18 protein-coding genes and 1 tRNA gene are annotated in these 18,579 nt (G+C 31.4%); 11 read left to right on the forward strand and 8 right to left on the reverse strand.

Annotated features, from left to right (window positions below):
- Positions 1-29: 29 nt before the first annotated feature.
- From ABWP60_RS05335 to ABWP60_RS05345, 3 genes are read right to left on the reverse strand one after another with little or no spacing between them, the layout of a single operon-like run.
- On the reverse strand, positions 30-1,628 hold the full coding sequence (locus tag ABWP60_RS05335) for a S8 family serine peptidase (protein WP_353149583.1): 1,599 nt from the start codon (positions 1,626-1,628) through the stop codon (positions 30-32).
- A gap of 51 nt (positions 1,629-1,679) precedes the next feature.
- Complete coding sequence (locus tag ABWP60_RS05340; RefSeq protein ID WP_353149586.1) at positions 1,680-3,008, reverse strand: YncE family protein; 1,329 nt, start codon at positions 3,006-3,008, stop codon at positions 1,680-1,682.
- Positions 3,008-3,865 carry an MBL fold metallo-hydrolase gene (locus ABWP60_RS05345; protein ID WP_353149589.1) on the reverse strand — a complete coding sequence of 286 codons (858 nt, stop codon included), beginning with the start codon at positions 3,863-3,865 and terminating at the stop codon, positions 3,008-3,010. Before ABWP60_RS05345 ends, ABWP60_RS05340 begins: the two co-directional genes overlap by 1 nt.
- A 174-nt stretch (positions 3,866-4,039) precedes the next feature.
- Here ABWP60_RS05345 and ABWP60_RS05350 point away from each other — a divergent pair, with 174 nt between their 5' ends.
- The 4 genes from ABWP60_RS05350 (at position 4,040) to sufD (ending at position 8,017) form a co-directional block, all read left to right on the forward strand.
- Positions 4,040-4,369: a HesB/IscA family protein gene (locus tag ABWP60_RS05350; protein WP_291242476.1), complete on the forward strand. Its 330-nt coding sequence runs from the start codon at positions 4,040-4,042 to the stop codon at positions 4,367-4,369.
- Between the two features lie 68 nt (positions 4,370-4,437).
- Positions 4,438-5,886 (forward strand): Fe-S cluster assembly protein SufB, encoded by a 1,449-nt coding sequence (gene sufB / locus ABWP60_RS05355; RefSeq protein ID WP_353149591.1) that lies wholly within the window; start codon positions 4,438-4,440, stop codon positions 5,884-5,886.
- 36 nt (positions 5,887-5,922) lie between these two features.
- Complete coding sequence (sufC, locus tag ABWP60_RS05360; RefSeq protein ID WP_353149594.1) at positions 5,923-6,687, forward strand: Fe-S cluster assembly ATPase SufC; 765 nt, start codon at positions 5,923-5,925, stop codon at positions 6,685-6,687.
- 10 nt (positions 6,688-6,697) lie between these two features.
- Positions 6,698-8,017, forward strand: coding sequence for a Fe-S cluster assembly protein SufD (gene sufD, locus ABWP60_RS05365; protein ID WP_353149597.1), 1,320 nt, complete (start codon positions 6,698-6,700; stop codon positions 8,015-8,017).
- A gap of 57 nt (positions 8,018-8,074) precedes the next feature.
- On the opposite strand, the gene ABWP60_RS05370 is transcribed toward sufD, so the two are convergent.
- Entirely contained in the window at positions 8,075-9,247 is a 1,173-nt protein-coding gene (locus ABWP60_RS05370; protein ID WP_353149600.1) for a GlmU family protein, read from the reverse strand.
- A gap of 120 nt (positions 9,248-9,367) precedes the next feature.
- Positions 9,368-9,622, reverse strand: a complete 255-nt coding sequence (locus ABWP60_RS05375) for a type B 50S ribosomal protein L31 (protein WP_291241295.1) — start codon at positions 9,620-9,622, stop codon at positions 9,368-9,370.
- 393 nt (positions 9,623-10,015) lie between these two features.
- Between ABWP60_RS05375 and mtaB the strand changes: the two genes are divergently transcribed.
- Positions 10,016-11,344: a tRNA (N(6)-L-threonylcarbamoyladenosine(37)-C(2))-methylthiotransferase MtaB gene (gene mtaB / locus ABWP60_RS05380; protein ID WP_353149603.1), complete on the forward strand. Its 1,329-nt coding sequence runs from the start codon at positions 10,016-10,018 to the stop codon at positions 11,342-11,344.
- Here mtaB and ABWP60_RS05385 read toward each other — a convergent pair.
- Positions 11,341-13,512: a B12-binding domain-containing radical SAM protein gene (locus tag ABWP60_RS05385; RefSeq protein WP_353149606.1), complete on the reverse strand. Its 2,172-nt coding sequence runs from the start codon at positions 13,510-13,512 to the stop codon at positions 11,341-11,343. The two genes, mtaB and ABWP60_RS05385, sit on opposite strands and share 4 nt — an antisense overlap.
- Before the next feature lie 71 nt (positions 13,513-13,583).
- On the opposite strand from ABWP60_RS05385, the gene bshC reads away from it, so the two are divergent.
- A complete protein-coding gene (bshC, locus tag ABWP60_RS05390; RefSeq protein WP_353149775.1) occupies positions 13,584-15,164 on the forward strand; it encodes a bacillithiol biosynthesis cysteine-adding enzyme BshC in 1,581 nt (526 codons plus the stop codon).
- Positions 15,165-15,238: 74 nt separating this feature from the next.
- Entirely contained in the window at positions 15,239-15,658 is a 420-nt protein-coding gene (locus tag ABWP60_RS05395) for a nucleoside-diphosphate kinase (RefSeq protein WP_353149609.1), read from the forward strand.
- A gap of 90 nt (positions 15,659-15,748) precedes the next feature.
- Here ABWP60_RS05395 and ABWP60_RS05400 read toward each other — a convergent pair whose 3' ends face one another.
- Complete coding sequence (locus ABWP60_RS05400; RefSeq protein ID WP_353149611.1) at positions 15,749-16,042, reverse strand: DciA family protein; 294 nt, start codon at positions 16,040-16,042, stop codon at positions 15,749-15,751.
- 2 nt (positions 16,043-16,044) lie between these two features.
- Positions 16,045-16,467, reverse strand: coding sequence for a hypothetical protein (locus ABWP60_RS05405; RefSeq protein WP_353149614.1), 423 nt, complete (start codon positions 16,465-16,467; stop codon positions 16,045-16,047).
- Positions 16,468-16,573: 106 nt separating this feature from the next.
- Between ABWP60_RS05405 and ABWP60_RS05410 the strand changes: the two genes are divergently transcribed.
- From ABWP60_RS05410 to ABWP60_RS05425, 4 genes are all read left to right on the forward strand, one after another.
- A tRNA-Pro gene (locus ABWP60_RS05410) sits at positions 16,574-16,648 on the forward strand.
- Positions 16,649-16,815: 167 nt separating this feature from the next.
- Positions 16,816-17,502 carry a GTP cyclohydrolase I FolE gene (folE, locus tag ABWP60_RS05415; RefSeq protein ID WP_353149617.1) on the forward strand — a complete coding sequence of 229 codons (687 nt, stop codon included), beginning with the start codon at positions 16,816-16,818 and terminating at the stop codon, positions 17,500-17,502.
- A 101-nt stretch (positions 17,503-17,603) separates the two neighbouring features.
- Positions 17,604-18,215 (forward strand): uridine kinase, encoded by a 612-nt coding sequence (gene udk, locus ABWP60_RS05420; protein ID WP_353149620.1) that lies wholly within the window; start codon positions 17,604-17,606, stop codon positions 18,213-18,215.
- Positions 18,215-18,568, forward strand: coding sequence for an FtsB family cell division protein (locus tag ABWP60_RS05425; protein ID WP_353149623.1), 354 nt, complete (start codon positions 18,215-18,217; stop codon positions 18,566-18,568). The genes udk and ABWP60_RS05425 overlap by 1 nt, the downstream gene beginning before the upstream one ends.
- The last annotated feature ends 11 nt before the right edge of the window (positions 18,569-18,579 follow it).

Consider the following 18,579-nt stretch of genomic DNA (forward strand, 5'->3'; position numbering starts at 1 on the left):
GTATCACTTTGTGGTTATTATTTTTTTGATTATTTTTTTGTCATTTTTTCAGCTAAAAGTAAGGCGTTGTAGGCGTTTACTATTTTTCCTGATTTAGAAATTTCAGAAAAAATTGCTTTGTGTTTATCTTCACCAACAGAAATCATATTTTTTAACAATATACCACTTTCCATAATAATTTGTTTCACCTCTATAGCTGTTAAACTTGGATAGTAAGATCGAATTAATGCCGCCACACCTGCCACATTTGGCGAAGCCATTGAAGTACCTTGTAAATATTCATAGGTATTTAAAGGAGTCGTTGCATAAATTTTTTCACCTGGAGCAAAAATATCAACATTATTTTTTCCATAATTAGAAAAAGATGCCACCATTTTAGATCCGTAATCTGGAGTAAGAGCACCAATAATTAAAACGTTTTTAGCAAATTCAGGTGAATTATCGTACGTATCATTTGGATATTTATTCGTCACATCTAAATCATACGATTCGTTTCCTGCAGCAATTACTAAAAGTACATCTTTAGATTCTGCATATTTTATGGCATCAATTACTAATTCTTTATTTTGAGAGAAATATTTTCCAAAAGAACCATTAATAACTTTTGCTCCATTGTCTACAGCATAACGAATTCCTAAAGCAATATCTTTATCATATTCATCACCATCAGGAACTGCTCGAATAGCCATGATTTCTACAACTGAACTAGCCACACCATCACCTCCTTTTTTGTTTCCTCTAACTTGCGCCACAATACCAGCCACATGCGTACCATGTTTTGCTTCTTTTGGCTCAGGACCTATCACATTATTATTGCCGTACTTTCTATCATTAATATCATCTGGATTGTCGTCAACTATTTTTCTGCCATCGTATTCTACATTCAAATTATAATTTAATTGTCCATAAACATGGTCTTTATAATCAATAATTTCTTTATCAAACTCTGCTTTAGTCATTCCAGTTAAAAACTGAGAAAACATAGCTTTAGCTTGTAATAAACTTTGCTCTTTGGTTTCAATTTTTTTTACTTCTTCTAAGGTAAAATCATCTTTTTTTAGATACGATTTAATAGCCTTTTCAGCGTTTAAAATCATATCTAATTGCTGCTTATCTTGTTGCAAAACTTTAAGCTCTTCATCTAATCTAGCTTTTGCTTTGCTATATTCTGGAGTACTTGGTCCTCTTTTTACAATACGAGTCATTTCTAATTGTTCATGAATAGCATCGCCTAAAAAATTCCAACCATGAATATCATCTATGTATCCATTATTATCGTCATCAACGTTATTTCCAGAAATTTCTTTTGGATTGGTCCAAATAACAGATTTTAAATCTTCGTGATTAATATCTACACCAGAATCTACAATTCCAACGATAACTTTTGTTCCTTTTTTACCTTTTAATACTTCTGCATAAGCTTTATCCACACTCATACCTGGCACTGTGTCTTTTACTAAGTCCAAATGACTCCAACGTTGCAAGTCTTTTTCTTTTAACGGAGTAGTTTTTAATGGCATTCTATCAATATTCTCAATCGGAGTTGAAACCATTTTGGCTGAACCGCATCCAGATAAAACAAGTGCTAAAGCAAGTGATAGAAATAAAGGTTTAAATTGAATTTTCATTTTTTATAAATTTTATTTTAATTAATTTATTATTTGTATATATTATTACAATTATTCATATTTTATTTTAAATATAGAAACAGCATTTCCACTTTTAAGCACGCTATCTTTTCCTTGCGAAGTTACAATTAATTGTGTTCCATCATGCGAAATTGCCATTCCTACTGGAAATTTAGATACATCCTTACTTGCAATTACTTTCATTTCTTGGGCGTCTATTACTACTACTTTACATTCGTTGTTTACACACGCAAAAATATATTTTCCGTCTGTAGTTGTTTCAATTGTTCTTGCACCAAAGCCAACATTTACGGTTTGCCAATTTGAATAATTTACTAGGGTTTTTTCATTTTCAAATGGAAGTTTTAATAGTTCGGAAAGTTTTGCTTTTTGTACCACACCGTGTTTGTTTGAACTTAAAATTAAGTCATCATTATTTATAATTATATGTCTTAAATTTCCTTTGGAACCAGTAATTGTTCCTATATACTTAAAGGTTTTTGTTTCAATAACTGCAATTCCATTTCCTCCCATTTTTGCTATAAAAATATACTTTCCATCTGGTGAAAAAACAGTCCCACGAAGACAATTTCCACAGTCATTATCTCTATTTACTTTTTGTCCGTTTGCATAATTCATTGTTAAACGTCCATCAACTTCAATGTGTGAAACATACTTAAAATCCATAACATTATTAGACGAAATATCAATTATACCAACTGTGTTGTCACCCCAATGAGTAACCGAAATAAATTTATTATCTGGTGAGCAGGCAATCATTTTAGGCAATGGCCCAGATGGAATTACTCTACTAATTTCGTCGGTTTCTGTGTTAATTATAGCAACTGCTGATGGAGATTCGGCATTTTCATCAAAATCTCGTCTATAAAAAGTAACCCACAAAAACTTTCCTTCATGCGACAAACAACTTTCTACTGGTTTGCCAAAAAAATGATTAAAATTATCTTTTTTCTGTTTAAATTGATAATTAAACGCTGTATTTTCGTTGTTTTTAAATAAATGTTTGTTTTTATCTGAAAAATGGTGTTTAATAGTTTTTATTTTTTTAAAAGAGTTGGCATCGTACACAACTGTTGCATAGCCTTCTAATGAATTTATATAAAATTTAGTGCCATCTTTTGAATAAATTGCCGATTTAGGCGAATAAATATCTACATCGTATACATCTTTTTCCTCCTTTATTAAAGAATCAATTGAATGAATTCTTCGTTCTAATACCAATTCGGAAAATGTTCCGCTGGTTTTACAAATCTCTTTATTTTCTTTTTCTAAAATTGAAACTTTTGGTTTGTTTTCCAAAGGTTTGTTTTGGCATGCTGCTACACATGCAAAGGCTAAAATTCCTAAAAAATAATTCATTATAAAATGTCGTTGCATGTAAAAACCTCTTTTAATCTTACCCCTTTTTCTGTTTTTTCTACAGTAATAATTTGATTATGTGCGTCATGCTCTAAAAACAAATAGTAATTATTTTCAGCAGCTGCATTCATAAATTTGGTTTTTTCGTCCATTGTTAAAAGTGGTCTTGTATCATATCCCATAACATAAGGGATAGGAACGTGCCCAGCAGTTGCTAATAAATCGGCACAAAAAACAATTGTTTTTCCTTTATAATTAATGTGTGGAAGCATTTGTTTTTCGGTATGACCGTCTGCAAAAAAGATGCCAAAATCTAATTCTGAAGTTGCAAGATAATCACCATCAGTGCGATTAATAAATTTCAACTGACCACTTTCTTGCATTGGCAAAATATTTTCAATCAAAAAAGAGGCTTTTTCCCGAGAATTAGGTTTTGTTGCCCATTCCCAATGGTTTTTATTTGTCCAATAATTAGCGTTTTTAAATGCTACTTCATAACCTGTTTTATCGTTATTCCAATTTACAGAACCTCCACAATGATCAAAATGCAAATGCGTCATGAAAACGTCTGTAATATCATCTTTATGAAATCCAAATTTTGCCAAAGACGTATCCAAACTTTCATCTCCCCAAAGAGAGTAATAGCCAAAAAATTTATCGGATTGTTTGTTTCCCATTCCAGTGTCTATTAATGTCAGTTTATTTCCATCTTCAATTAGCAAACATCTGGCAGCAATATCTATTAAATTATTCGCATCAGCCGGATTGGTTTTATTCCATATGGTTTTGGGAACAACACCAAACATAGCACCACCGTCTAACTTAAAATTTCCTGCCTCGATTGGATATAATTTCATGATTTATATTTTTTGCCAAATTACAAAAATTTCAATAAAAGAAAACTATGAAAATATAAGTTATAAAAATGTTATCAAACCTTGTAAAAAGTATTTTATGGTTTATCTTTGCAGTGTTAATTTAGACAAAATCAAAATAAGGAATACGAAACCAATATAATTAATAACTAAGTTATGATAAAAGTATCTGAATCTGCAAGTAAAAAAATTATTGATATGATGAAGGAAGAAGGTTTTGATGCTGCTACTGATTACGTTCGTGTTGGCGTAAAAAGTGGTGGTTGTTCTGGACTTTCTTATGAATTAAAATTTGATAAAGAGTTAGGTGAAAATGATAAAGTTTTTGAAGACAGTAATGTCAAAATTGCTGTTGAAAAAAAATCATTTTTGTATTTAGCAGGAACTATTTTAGAATTCTCAGGAGGATTAAACGGAAAAGGATTTGTTTTTAATAACCCAAATGCGCAAAGAACATGTGGTTGTGGAGAAAGTTTTTCGCTTTAAAATAAAGTTTTAAGTTAAAATAACAACCAAATTATTAAACTTTTGACTTAAAAAATTTCAACAATAAAATGAGTAAATATACAGAAGACGATTTAAAAGTCGAATTAGAAAATAAAGAATACGAATACGGATTTTATACTGAACTAGAATCGGAAACGTTTCCTATTGGTTTAAATGAAGATATTGTGCGTGCGATTTCTAAAAAGAAAAACGAACCACAATGGATGACCGATTGGCGTTTAGAAGCATTCGCCGCTTGGAAAGAAATGGAAGAACCTGAATGGGCAAATGTTAAGTACACAAAACCCGATTTTCAAGCAATAGCCTATTATTCGGCACCAAAAAAATCGGATCCAAATAAAACCTTAGATGATGTGGATGCAGAGTTATTAGAAATGTACAAAAAACTAGGAATTTCTATCGACGAGCAGAAAAAAATGAATAATGTAGCAATGGATATTGTTGTTGATTCTGTTTCAGTAGCCACTACATTCAAAAAAACATTAGGCGAAAAAGGTATTATTTTTTGCCCAATATCAGAAGCTATTCATGAACATCCTGAGTTAGTTAAAAAGTATTTAGGAACTATTGTACCGCAAAAAGATAATTTTTACGCCGCTTTAAATTCAGCCGTTTTCTCTGATGGAAGTTTTTGTTACATTCCAAAAGGCGTGAAATGTCCTATGGAATTATCAACCTATTTTAGAATCAACCAAGGAGGAACAGGGCAATTTGAAAGAACTTTAGTAATTGCTGATGAAGGAAGTTATGTCTCTTATCTTGAAGGATGTACGGCTCCAAGTCGTGATGAAAATCAATTACATGCTGCAGTTGTAGAATTAATTGCATTAGATGATGCAGAAATAAAATATTCAACCGTTCAAAACTGGTATCCAGGAAATAAAGAAGGAAAAGGTGGAGTATTCAATTTTGTAACCAAAAGAGGTTTGTGTGAGAAAAACGCAAAAATATCGTGGACACAAGTAGAAACAGGTTCTGCCGTAACATGGAAATATCCATCTTGTGTTTTAAAAGGGGATAATTCTATTGGTGAGTTTTACTCCATTGCCGTTACAAATAATTTCCAGCAAGCAGATACAGGAACAAAAATGATCCATTTAGGTAAAAACACCAAGTCAACCATTATTTCAAAAGGAATTTCAGCTGGAAAATCACAAAACAGTTACCGTGGATTGGTTCAAATAAGTAAAAACGCTGACCATGCACGAAATTTTTCGCAATGTGATAGTTTACTTATGGGTAATAATTGTGGCGCACATACATTTCCATATATAGAAAGTAAAAATACAAGTGCCAAAATAGAACACGAAGCGACCACCTCAAAAATTGGAGAAGATCAAGTGTTTTATTGCAACCAAAGAGGAATTCCAACAGAAAAAGCAATTGCTTTAATTGTAAATGGTTTTAGTAAAGAAGTACTAAATAAATTACCAATGGAATTTGCAGTGGAAGCTCAAAAATTATTGGAAATTAGTTTAGAAGGCTCCGTAGGATAATCAAAATATAAATCAGAATAAAAACACATTCATACCATGTTACAAATTAAAAACTTACACGCTTCAGTAGAAGACAAAGAAATATTAAAAGGAATTAATTTAGAAGTAAAAGCAGGAGAAGTTCACGCGATTATGGGACCAAATGGTGCTGGAAAAAGTACCCTTTCGTCAATAATTGCTGGAAACGAAAATTATAAAGTAACTGCCGGCGAAATTATTTTAGAAGGGGAAGACATCTCAGAATTAGCACCCGAAGAAAGAGCTCATAAAGGCGTTTTCTTATCTTTTCAATATCCTGTTGAAATACCTGGTGTTTCGGTAACGAATTTCATGAAAACGGCTATTAATGAATCGCGTAAAGCACGTGGACAAGAAGATATGCCTGCTAATGAAATGCTAAAATTAATACGTGAAAAATCAGAATTATTAGAAATCGATAGAAAATTCTTATCTCGTTCTCTTAACGAAGGTTTTTCTGGTGGAGAAAAAAAACGAAATGAAATTTTTCAAATGGCCATGTTAGAACCAAAATTAGCCATTCTTGACGAAACAGATTCTGGATTAGATATCGATGCCTTACGAATTGTAGCTAATGGAGTAAATAAACTAAAAAATGAAACTAATGCCGTTTTAGTGATAACGCACTACCAACGATTATTAGATTACATAGTTCCAGATTTTGTTCATGTGCTAATGGACGGAAAAATTGTCAAATCAGGTGACGCCTCTTTAGCTTTAGAATTAGAAGAAAAAGGGTACGATTGGATAAAAAACGAATTAGTGGAAAGTCAAAAGTCGTAAGTCAAAAAAAATGGAATTAAAAGAAAAAATACTATCGTCTTTTATGGCGTTTAAAGAAAAAATTACTGATGTAAACAACCCTTTACATGACATTAGGACTTTAGCAATAAAGAACTTTGAAAATAAAGGATTCCCAACTAGAAAGGAAGAAGCATGGAAATATACTTCATTAAATGCCATTTTAAAAAATGATTTTAGTGTATTTGCAAAAAAAGACAATGCAGTAGATTTTGCGGATGTAAAAAAATACTTCTTAAATGAAGTGGATACGTATAAACTGGTATTTGTTGATGGTATATTTAGTTCTCATTTGTCATCCACTACGCACGATGGTTTAGATGTTTGCTTAATGTCTTCGGCTTTAAATAAGCCAAAATACAAAATGTATATTGACGAATATTTCAACAAAATTGCGAATTTAGAAGATAGTTTAACTTCATTAAACACCGCTTTTTCTCAAGAAGGGGCATATATAAATATTCCAAAAAGTAAAGTGGTTGACAAACCTATTGAAATTTTATTTTTTTCAACTGGCTCTGAAGCAGCTTTAATGACGCAACCAAGAAATTTAATTATCGTAGGCGAAAATGCACATGTACAAATTGTCGAACGTCATCAGAGTTTAAACAGCAATCCGGTGTTAACCAATTCAGTTACTGAAATATTTTCTCAAAAATACGCTAATGTAGATTATTACAAAATTCAAAATGATTTACAAACTGCGAATTTAATTGACAATACATACATAGCTCAAAAACAAGACAGTCATGTTTCGGTTCATACGTTCTCTTTTGGAGGAAATATTACCAGAAATAATTTAAACTTCTATCATCAAGGCGAACATATCGATTCGACTTTAAAAGGCATTACAATAATTGGAGACAAACAACATGTTGATCATTATACTTTAGTGCAACACGCTACACCAAATTGCGAAAGTCATCAAAACTATAAAACTATTTTAGACGGAAGCGCAACTGGTGTTTTTAATGGTAAAATTTTCGTAGAAAAAGAAGCACAAAAAACAGATGCGTTTCAGCAAAATAATAATATATTGTTAAGTGATAAAGCGACTATTAATGCGAAACCTCAATTAGAAATTTTTGCAGATGATGTAAAATGCTCCCATGGTTGCACTATTGGACAGCTAGATGAAAGTGCGATGCTTTACATGCAACAACGTGGAATTGGCAAGAAAGAAGCCAAAGCATTATTAATGTACGCGTTTACAAGCGAAGTGACTAATAGTGTAAAAATTCCAGAATTAAGAAGTAAAATCGCTCGAATTATTGCCGATAAATTAGGAGTAAATATGGGATTTGATTTATAAAAATTATAAATTAGAACAAATAAAAAAAGCGGTTTCAATATTGAAACCGCTTTTTTTTTACTCTTTTCTGTATTTTTTAGTTTCTTCAAAAACGTGTTCTAAAATTTTAGCGTCTTCCTCTGAAAATTCAACATTTCTTCTTGCCATTACAATTTTAGCAGTTTCAAACGCTTTTTTGGTTAAATATGTTGTGAAACCACTTGCTCCGCCCCAACTGAAACTGGGCACAAAATTTCTTGGAAATCCTGCTCCAAAAATATTAGTACATACCCCAACAACAGTTCCTGTATTAAACATAGTATTTATCCCACATTTACTATGGTCTCCCATCATTAATCCGCAAAATTGTAAACCTGTTTTAGCAAAATTTTCTGTTTCATAGCTCCATAATTTTACTTCTTCATAGTTGTTTTTTAAGTTACTATTGTTACTGTCTGCACCAATATTACACCATTCACCTAAAACAGCATTTCCTAAAAAACCATCATGTCCTTTATTAGAATAACCAAACAAAACCGAATTATTCACTTCTCCACCAATAACAGAATGTGGTCCAACAGTAGTGGCACCATAAACTTTAGTAGCTAATTTTACTCTACCCGATTCGCACAAAGCGAAAGGACCTCGAATAACAGAGCCTTCCATTATTTCAGCATTTTTACCAATATAAATAGGACCTGTAGATGCATTTAAGGTTACAAATTCTAATTTTGCCCCTTCTTCTATAAAAATATTTTCTGGTGCTATTACGTTTACCGATTTAGGAATCGGTTGTGAAAATCGGTCTTGAGTCAACAATTTGAAATCATCATAAATAGCTGCTTCATTTTTTTGAAAAATATCCCAAGTGTTTTCTATTTTAATGTATTCGTTTGAAAATTCAAGTACTTCAAAACTATCAAAATCGACTTCTTCTCCTTCTTTAGCATAAAAAGCCACAACTTCATCTTCTTGAAAAATCGCTTGATGGTGTTCCAAATTCTTAATCATTGCTATCAAAATATCATTTGGTAAAAATGAAGCGTTAATCATCACGTTGTTTTCCATTTCTACCATTGGCCATTTTTCTGACAAATAGTCTTCTGTAATAGATGTTATGGTAGAACCCAACTGTTTTTCCCATTTTTCACGAATGGTTAAAATTCCAACACGAATATCTGCAACAGGTCTTGTGAAGGTAAATGGCAACAAAGCATTACGATGGGGTCCATCAAAAAGAATATAGTTCATTGAAAAAGTTTAATAGGTTTAATGAAAACTTAACGATTCAAATTTACAAAGAAATTTGACTAATAAAAATAAAAAAACCCCGAATACATTCGAGGTTTGTTATTATTTAAAAATTTGAAATTATTTTTTTTCAAATTTAGCATATTTAGTTTTGAATTTATCGATACGACCTGCAGTATCAATAAGTTTAGATTTACCTGTGTAAAAAGGGTGAGACGTTCTAGAAATCTCCATTTTGAAAACTGGATACTCCACACCTTCGTGCGTGATTGTTTCTTTAGTTTCAACAGTTGATTTTGTGATGAATACATCATCGTTAGACATGTCTTTAAAAGCGACTAATCTGTAGTTTTCTGGGTGAATTCCTTTTCTCATTTTGTAAATCTTTAAATGTATGATTATAATTTGTTTCGCGGCTTTTTACAATAAAAAGGTGTAAACGCCTTATAACCTTTTGTTAATTATGTTTTTATTTTAGGGTGCAAATATAATACTATTACCCAATACTGCAAACAAAATACCATTATTTTTTATTTTGAAATCGCTTTGACTAAAAATCTGATACTAAAAGATTTATTACTTAAGAAAAATCTATGTAATTTTGTATCCGATTTGCGTGAGTGATTACTTTACATTGATTTTATTTTCATCGGAGTTCAGTGAATTTCGTTTGGAGTTGAAATCCTTTTTTTGTGGCTTTTTTCAAGACATAAAAAAAGATAGTAACGGATAGCACGTCCTGAAAGGGCACGCCCATAGAAAACAAGTATGTCTGATAGAAAAAAAGTAGCGTTTTATACACTAGGTTGTAAACTGAATTTTTCGGAAACCTCAACAATTGCCAGAAACTTCAATGACGAAGGTTATGACAGAGTAGATTTTGAAGAAATAGCAGATATTTACGTAATCAACACGTGTTCGGTAACAGAAAATGCCGATAAGCAGTTTAAACAAGTGGTAAAAAAAGCGATGAAACTTAATGACAAAGCTTTTGTTGCCGCCGTAGGTTGTTATGCGCAACTGAAACCAGAAGAATTAGCCGCTGTGGATGGTGTAGATTTGGTTTTAGGTGCGACAGAAAAATTTAAAATCACAGATTACATTAACGACCTATCCAAAAATGATATGGGCGAAGTACACAGTTGCGAAATTGAAGAAGCCGATTTTTATGTAGGCAGTTATTCAATTGGCGACAGAACACGTGCTTTTCTAAAAGTGCAAGATGGTTGCGATTATAAATGTACCTATTGTACAATTCCTTTAGCACGTGGAATTTCGAGAAGTGATGCATTGGAAAATGTATTGAAAAATGCCAAAGAAATTTCAGAGCAAAACATAAAAGAAATTGTATTAACAGGTGTAAACATTGGCGATTACGGTAAAGGCGAATTTGGTAACAAAAAACACGAACATACGTTTTTAGAATTAGTACAAGAATTAGACCAAGTGGAAGGCATTGAAAGATTAAGAATTTCAAGTATTGAGCCTAATTTACTAAAAAACGAAACCATAGAATTTGTAAGTAAAAGTAGAACATTTGTGCCACATTTTCATATTCCCTTACAAAGTGGTAGCAATGAAATTTTAGGAAAAATGAAGCGTCGTTACCAACGTGAAATTTATACGGAACGCGTAAATAAAATTAAAGAAGTAATGCCACACGCGTGTATTGGTGTGGATGTAATTGTTGGATTTCCTGGTGAAACCGACGAACACTTTTTAGAGACTTACAATTATTTAAATGAAATGAACATTTCGTATTTGCACGTGTTTACTTACAGTGAGCGCGACAATACGGAAGCCGCAAATATGCCAGGCGTTGTGCCAGCCAATGTAAGAAGCAAACGAAGTAAAATGCTTCGCGGACTATCCGTAAAAAAACGAAGAGCGTTTTATGAAAGTCAAATTGGAACAACGCGTTCGGTTTTATTTGAAAACGAAAATAAAGAAGGGTATATTACAGGTTTTACCGAAAACTACGTAAAAGTAAAAACGCCTTGGAACCCAGAATTAGCGAATACTTTACACGAAATTACACTTACAAAAATTGACGATGATGGTTTAGTAAGATTGGAATTTGTGAATGTGCCAGTTTAAAGTACTAACAAACCTGAATTTCGCAATAAAATTATTTGTTTTGAAAACCAAAACAATTCAAAATCTTCAAACTGAGATTCAAAGTCTAATTTGACATCTTTTAATAATATGGGATGATCTGAAAGTAATTTTATGGTTTTTACTAACCAATTTGCATGGTCTTTTTCAAGTGAGATTTCAAGTGTTTCCGTTTTAAAATGAAACGACAGCTTAGCCATTTCCCAAGTAGCACCTTTTTTAGATTTAGTAAAATAATCCACAATAGGTAAATTACCTATCCAAATGATTTTAGAAGTTGGTTTTAACGAAAAATCTGTAGTTTCAAAAATGGCATTTTCTATGAAATCTGGTGATATCTTAGTGTTTGGAATCTTAAAATCAAACCACTCTTGCAAATCATAATCGAAACACATGCCGTGCATATAATTGAATAACGATTTTTTTAATCCAAAACTAAACTTATCGTGATTGATTCCTGTTTTATCCTTAAACTGGATGTCGTTATTTGCAAAAGTAATTTCATTTTGTTGTGGAATTACGCCAAATTCGTCTGGATTCAATCCTACTGGAGAATGTGCCGTCATAGCAAATTGATGCCAAAAACCAGATTGAATAACACCTATTTGAAATAATTGTCGCACCATTTCTAAACTATCTACGGTTTCTTGAATAGTCTGAGTAGGATACCCGTACATCAAATATGCATGAACCATAATTCCAGCTTCGGTAAAATAATTCGTGACTTTAGCTACTTGTTCCACCGTTACGCCTTTTTTTATTAATTCTAACAATCTATCCGAAGCTACTTCTAATCCACCAGAAACCGCAATACAGCCCGAAGCTTTTAGCAATACACATAAATCTTTCGTAAAACTTTTTTCGAAGCGAATATTTGTCCACCAAGAAACCACCAATTTACGTTTAAGAATTTCCAAAGCCACTTCACGCATTAAAGCTGGTGGTGCCGCTTCGTCTACAAAATGAAAACCTGTTTCGCCAGTTTGAAGAATCAATTCTTCCATCCTATCGACAAGTATTTTTGCTGCAATAGGTTCATAAATTTTTATATAATCTAACGAAACATCACAAAACGTACATTTTCCCCAATAACAGCCGTGCGCCATTGTAAGTTTGTTCCAACGACCATCGCTCCATAAACTATGCATTGGATTGGCCATTTCAATTACAGAAATATATTTATCCAAAAATAAATCTGAATAATCTGGTGTACCAACATCTGATTGCTTGTAGTCTGATTTTGTAGTGTTATTTTTATAAACAACTTCCTTATTTTCTAATAAAAAAGTACGTTTAAATTCATTGGAATTTGGGTTTTGAATGTTGGAAATTAAAAGCTCCACTGGCAATTCGCCATCATCAAGCGTAATAAAATCGAAAAACTCAAACACTCTTTTGTCCTTTAGACTTCTTAATTCTGTATTTGGAAAACCACCACCCATAGCAATTTTGACTAATGGAAAATGTATTTTAATATATTGTGCACATCGGAAAGCGCTATATAAATTTCCTGGGAAAGGCACCGATAGTAATACTAAATTCGGTTGAATTTCTCTAACTCTTTCCTCTAAAATTTTAAGTGTAATTTTGTCAATATGAGTGATTTCCTTTGAAAGTTCAGCATACATTTCATCAAAAGAATTGGCACTTCTTCCCAATCGTTCAGCATAGCGACTAAATCCGAAATTTTCATCTACGCATTCCACAATAAAATCAGAAATATCTTCTAAATACAAAGTAGCTAAATGTTTTGCTTTGTCTTGCATACCCATATTCCCAAAAGCCCATTCCATGTCGTCTAACTGATTGAAACGAGACGCTTCTGGTAAAAAATTACCACTACATATTTGACGTGCTAACGTTGGATTCTTTCCTTGTAGAAAAGCAATTACCGCGTCAATTGTTGCAATATAAACATCCCAAAGCGAAAAAATTCTTTGCGAGTTTTCAGAGAAATGGGCAATTTCACCGTCAGGAATTAAGTCACTTAAACCCTTTTTTGAAAACAATTCTACGATCACTTCGATACCTAAATCCATTTGAAAAGCGGAAATATTTTTCGTGTTTAGAAACCCTTTGATATAAGCCGTTGCGGGATATGGCGTATTCAATTGTGTAAAAGGAGGCGTGATTAAAAGAAGGTCTGACAAAGTGAAATGTTTTTACAAAGATAAAAATTAATTGTAGATGACGAAAAATGATTATTTTTGTAAAAAAAATTATGCCAACAGATTGTATTTCATATCAAAAATCGGGTTATTTTCCTAAATTAATTGAAGATTATATTGATGAAAAACCAGAAATACAAGCGCTGTATCATCGTTTTCCCACATTAGAGAATTTTGGTGCTCAAATAGATGAAAAAGCTAAGAATTTTAGCATAGAAAATCGATTAATATTAGTAGAAGCATTAAACAATCAAAATAAAAACTTCCCAATTTCACAAGTAACCCATGCTAATATTGAATTACTAAAATCGGAAAAAACCTTTACTATTACTACTGGTCATCAATTAAATTTATTTTTAGGTCCGGTTTATTTTATCTATAAAATTGCTTCCACTATTAATTTATGTAAACAATTAAAACAAAACTATTCGGAGTACAATTTTGTTCCAATATATTGGATGGCTTCTGAAGATCATGATTTTGAAGAAATAAATCATTTTGATTTGAATAACCAAAAAATTAAATGGGAAAAAGATAGTTTTGGACCTGTTGGTAGATTATCAACTGAAGGTTTAGATGCTGTTTGTAAAGAATTTGGAGAACTAATTGGGTTGGGTTCAACTGCTGAATATCTAAAAAACCTATTCGAAAAAACCTATTTAGAGCATCCTAATTTAGCGGATGCTACTCGTTTTTTAGCCAATGAACTTTTTAAATCCGAAGGTTTAGTAATTATTGATGGAGATGATAAAAATCTGAAATCACTTTTCGTACCATATATTAAAGACGAGTTACTTCTTCAGAATTCATTCGCAACAGTTTCGAAAACAATTACACAATTAAAAGGATATGAAGTTCAAGTAAATCCAAGAGAAATAAACCTTTTTTACATAGAAGACACGTTACGGGAACGAATTATTTTTGAAAACAATATTTATAAAGTTAACCATACGGAAATTCAATTTACTGAATCAGAAATTATTAAATTAATTAATGATTCACCGGAAAAATTTAGTCCAAACGTCATATTAAGACCTTTATATCAAGAAGTTATTTTACCGAATTTAGCATATATTGGAGGTGGTGGCGAAATAGCGTATTGGTTAGAATTGAAAAATAATTTTGAAACTCAAAAGGTTATATTTCCTATTTTAATACTACGAAATTCATTTGTAATTGCAACGAAAAAGCAGGTATTAAAAATGAAAAAATTAGAAATTTCCTTTCCAGAATTATTTCTCAAGCAACACGAATTAGTAAATCAAAAAACCAAAGAATTTTCGAATATTAAAATTGATTTTTCGGAACAAAAAGAAACGATAAGAAAACAGTTTTCTGAAATATTAAAAATCGCTGAACAAACTGATAAATCGTTTATTGGTGCCGTTAAAGCACAAGAAAAGAAGCAATTAAAAGGATTAGAAAACTTAGAAAAGCGTTTGTTAAAAGCTGAAAAACGAGTGCATTCTGAAAAACTGGAACGCATATCCGAAATACAAAACCAATTATTTCAAAATGGAAAATTACAAGAACGGAAAAGTAATTTTAGTGCGTTTTATTCTGACCAATTTGTAAATGAAATTATTTCTCAATCTAATCCATTAGAAACACAATTCAAGTTAATTTCTATATAAAACTCTTTTGATTTACCAAAAACACTTTTATGGTTTAGAATTAAATAGTACATTTGCAAAAAAAATTAAGAAAAATGGCTACAAATAGAACATTTACAATGATTAAACCAGATGGCGTGGAAAACGGACATATTGGTGGAATTTTAAACATGATTACAGAAGGCGGTTTCAAAATCGTTTCTATGAAATTAACGCAATTAACTGTAGCGGATGCTCAGAAATTTTATGCGGTGCACTCAGAAAGACCTTTCTTTGGTGAATTAGTTGAATTTATGACTCGTGGACCAATTGTTGCTGCAATTTTAGAAAAAGATAATGCAGTTGAAGATTTTAGAGCCTTAATTGGTGCTACAAATCCAGTAGATGCAGCTGAAGGAACAATCCGTAAAAAATATGCTACTTCAATTGGAGAAAATGCCGTACACGGCTCTGATTCAGATGAAAATGCTGCTATCGAAGGTGCTTTCCATTTTGCTGGTAGAGAGCAATTCTAAAAATAGAAAAAGGTATAAAAAAAGGTGATTTGAAATTTCAAAACACCTTTTTTTATACCTTAAACCTAAGACCTTATGCCCTTAACCATTTCACCTAAAGACTATATCTTTAATTAAATCTTTGCCTAGTTCTTCGTTTAGCATTTTTATAATTTTGGATTTTCCGTATTCTAACTCTTGTTTTACAACAGAAGAATTTAACTTTACGTACAAAGTCTGTCTTTTTAATTCAATTTGTTCCGTATAATTTTTAAAAGCCGGACCCATCATTTTATACCATGTTTCTTTAACATTTATAACATCCAAACCTGCTTCAAGCTTCGTGGATTTCATAAACTCTTTCATTACATCACCAATAGAAAAATCGTCATTAAATCGTTTCATTTTTATTTTCTTTTATCGTAAGGTATAAATTTCTTGTAATAATACGTAATTTTAGTTTCATTTTCTAAAACTAGTTCGTCTTCAGATACCGAAACAACTTTTTCTTCCCATTTGGTAAATTTAGATTTCGTTTTCAAAAAAAAACAACCTGCACTATCTATAACCCTAATTTTATCCTTTAATACACCACTTAAAAAAGTACCATCAAGTTGCGGCGCTACTTTCTGACGAATTCCCTTTAAGTTATTTAAAGAAATATAATCAATAAATTCATTTACTTGATAGGCTTTTTTATTTCCATCTGGAAAGACTACTTTCTCAATTTCCCAATAGCCGTTTAATTGTGTTATTTCTTCTTTAGTTGGTTTTGAATTACAGGAAATTAAAACTACAGAAAGCAGTGCAGAGTAAAAATAATTTTTCATTTATAGAAGTGTTTATTGATGTAAATGTACAAATATTTTTATCCAATAAAAAAATGAAAATCATTTTGAGGATTAAAAATAAAGACTATATTTGCACTCGCATTCACGGGGTGTAGCGTAGCCCGGTTATCGCGCCTGCTTTGGGAGCAGGAGGCCGCAGGTTCGAATCCTGCCACCCCGACAAACGACTTCAATTATTTTGAGGTCGTTTTTTTTAGCATTCACTTCACTAACAGACCCTAAATAACAAAGTATTTTTTTATCTTATAAAAACAATAATAAAATAATTATCTAAATAATTCTTTTTTGTTTAATTATTTACTACTTTTGTTAAACAAAACAAACTTTATGAAATCAAACTTTATGATTGAAGACAACATACTTACAAATATATCTGTAGAAGATATAGGAAACGATCATTTATACACTTCATTGGAGACACCAATGGTTGCAGATGCGTTTTCAAAATCGGACACAGAAAAAAAAGAAATTATTGCGTTTCATTTTACAGAAATTATGAAAGCATTGGATTTAGATTTGACCGACGACTCTTTAAAAGGAACTCCGGAACGAGTGGCAAAAATGTACATTGAAGAAATTTTTTCAGGATTAAATCCTAAAAATAAACCTAAAATGGCGCTTTTCGAGAATAAATACCAATACAATCAAATGTTGGTAGAAAAAAACATCACCTTTTACTCAAATTGCGAACATCATTTTGTACCAATTTATGGAAAAGCACATGTAGCTTATATTTCTTCCGGAAAAGTAATTGGTTTATCTAAATTAAATAGAATTGTGCAGTATTATGCAAAACGACCTCAAGTTCAAGAGCGATTAACTATGCAAATTGCCGAAGATTTAAAAATAGCATTAGAAACCGAAGATGTAGCCGTTATTATTGATGCCAAACATCTTTGTGTGTCTTCACGTGGTGTAAAAGACGAGAGTTCGGCAACAGTTACCACCTCTTTTAATGGAGCATTTAATACACCTCAAAAAATTAATGAATTATTACAATTAATTCATAATTAATTTATTTTAAAAACATTTTATTAAATTCTATCTTTTCACTAAAGATAGAATTTTTTTTATAGTATATATTTCTATCTTTGTGTAAATTAAAGTTACTATTTATGCTTATAATTGGTATTGCTGGCGGAACAGGTAGTGGAAAAACTACAGTTGTGCATCAAATTATGAACGAATTGCCTTCTACAGAAGTTGGTGTGATTTCTCAGGATTCCTATTACAAAGAAACCAGCAACTTAACTTACGAAGAACGCACTAAAATTAATTTTGATCATCCACGAGCAATTGATTTTGAATTGTTGATTTTACATTTAAAAGAATTAAAAGCTGGTAACATTATAAACCAACCTATTTATTCTTTTGTAACGCATAACAGAACGGATGATACCATTAGCACGCATCCCAGAAAAGTAATGATTGTGGAAGGCATTTTAATATTTACCAATCCAGAAATTAGGGAATTATTTGATATAAAAATATTTGTTCATGCGGATTCTGATGAGCGATTAATTCGTAGACTAAAACGAGATATAGCAGAAAGAGGAAGAGATATGGAAGAAGTATTAACTAGATATCAAACCACTTTGAAACCCATGCACGAACAATTTATTGAGCCTACAAAAGCGTTTGCAGATATAATAATTCCAAATGACAAATACAATACAGTTGCCATTGATGTGGTGCGAGCAGTTATTAATCAACGAATTGAAAAATAATGATTAAGAAATTTCAAAACCTTCTTCAAAAATTTCCTTTGCTAAGCTTTTTAGGAAACAAATATTATTTAACCCTTATTGGTTTCATTATTTGGATGCTTTTTTTTGATAATTATTCCTATTTTGAACATCGCTTTTTAAACGACCAAATTGATGAATTAAATGATAATAAAAAATATTACAAATCTGAAATTGCAAAAGATAGTATTAAAATTAAAAATCTTAAAAACGATAATATGACGGAAAAATATGCTCGCGAAAAATACTTTATGAAAAAGGACAGCGAAGATATTTACATCATAGAATTTGAAGAAGATAAAATAAAAGATAGTTTACTTGAAGCAAAAAAGTAACCTTCAAAAAA

It is taken from the genome of Flavobacterium sp., assembly GCF_040402895.1.
Lineage (GTDB): Bacteria > Bacteroidota > Bacteroidia > Flavobacteriales > Flavobacteriaceae > Flavobacterium.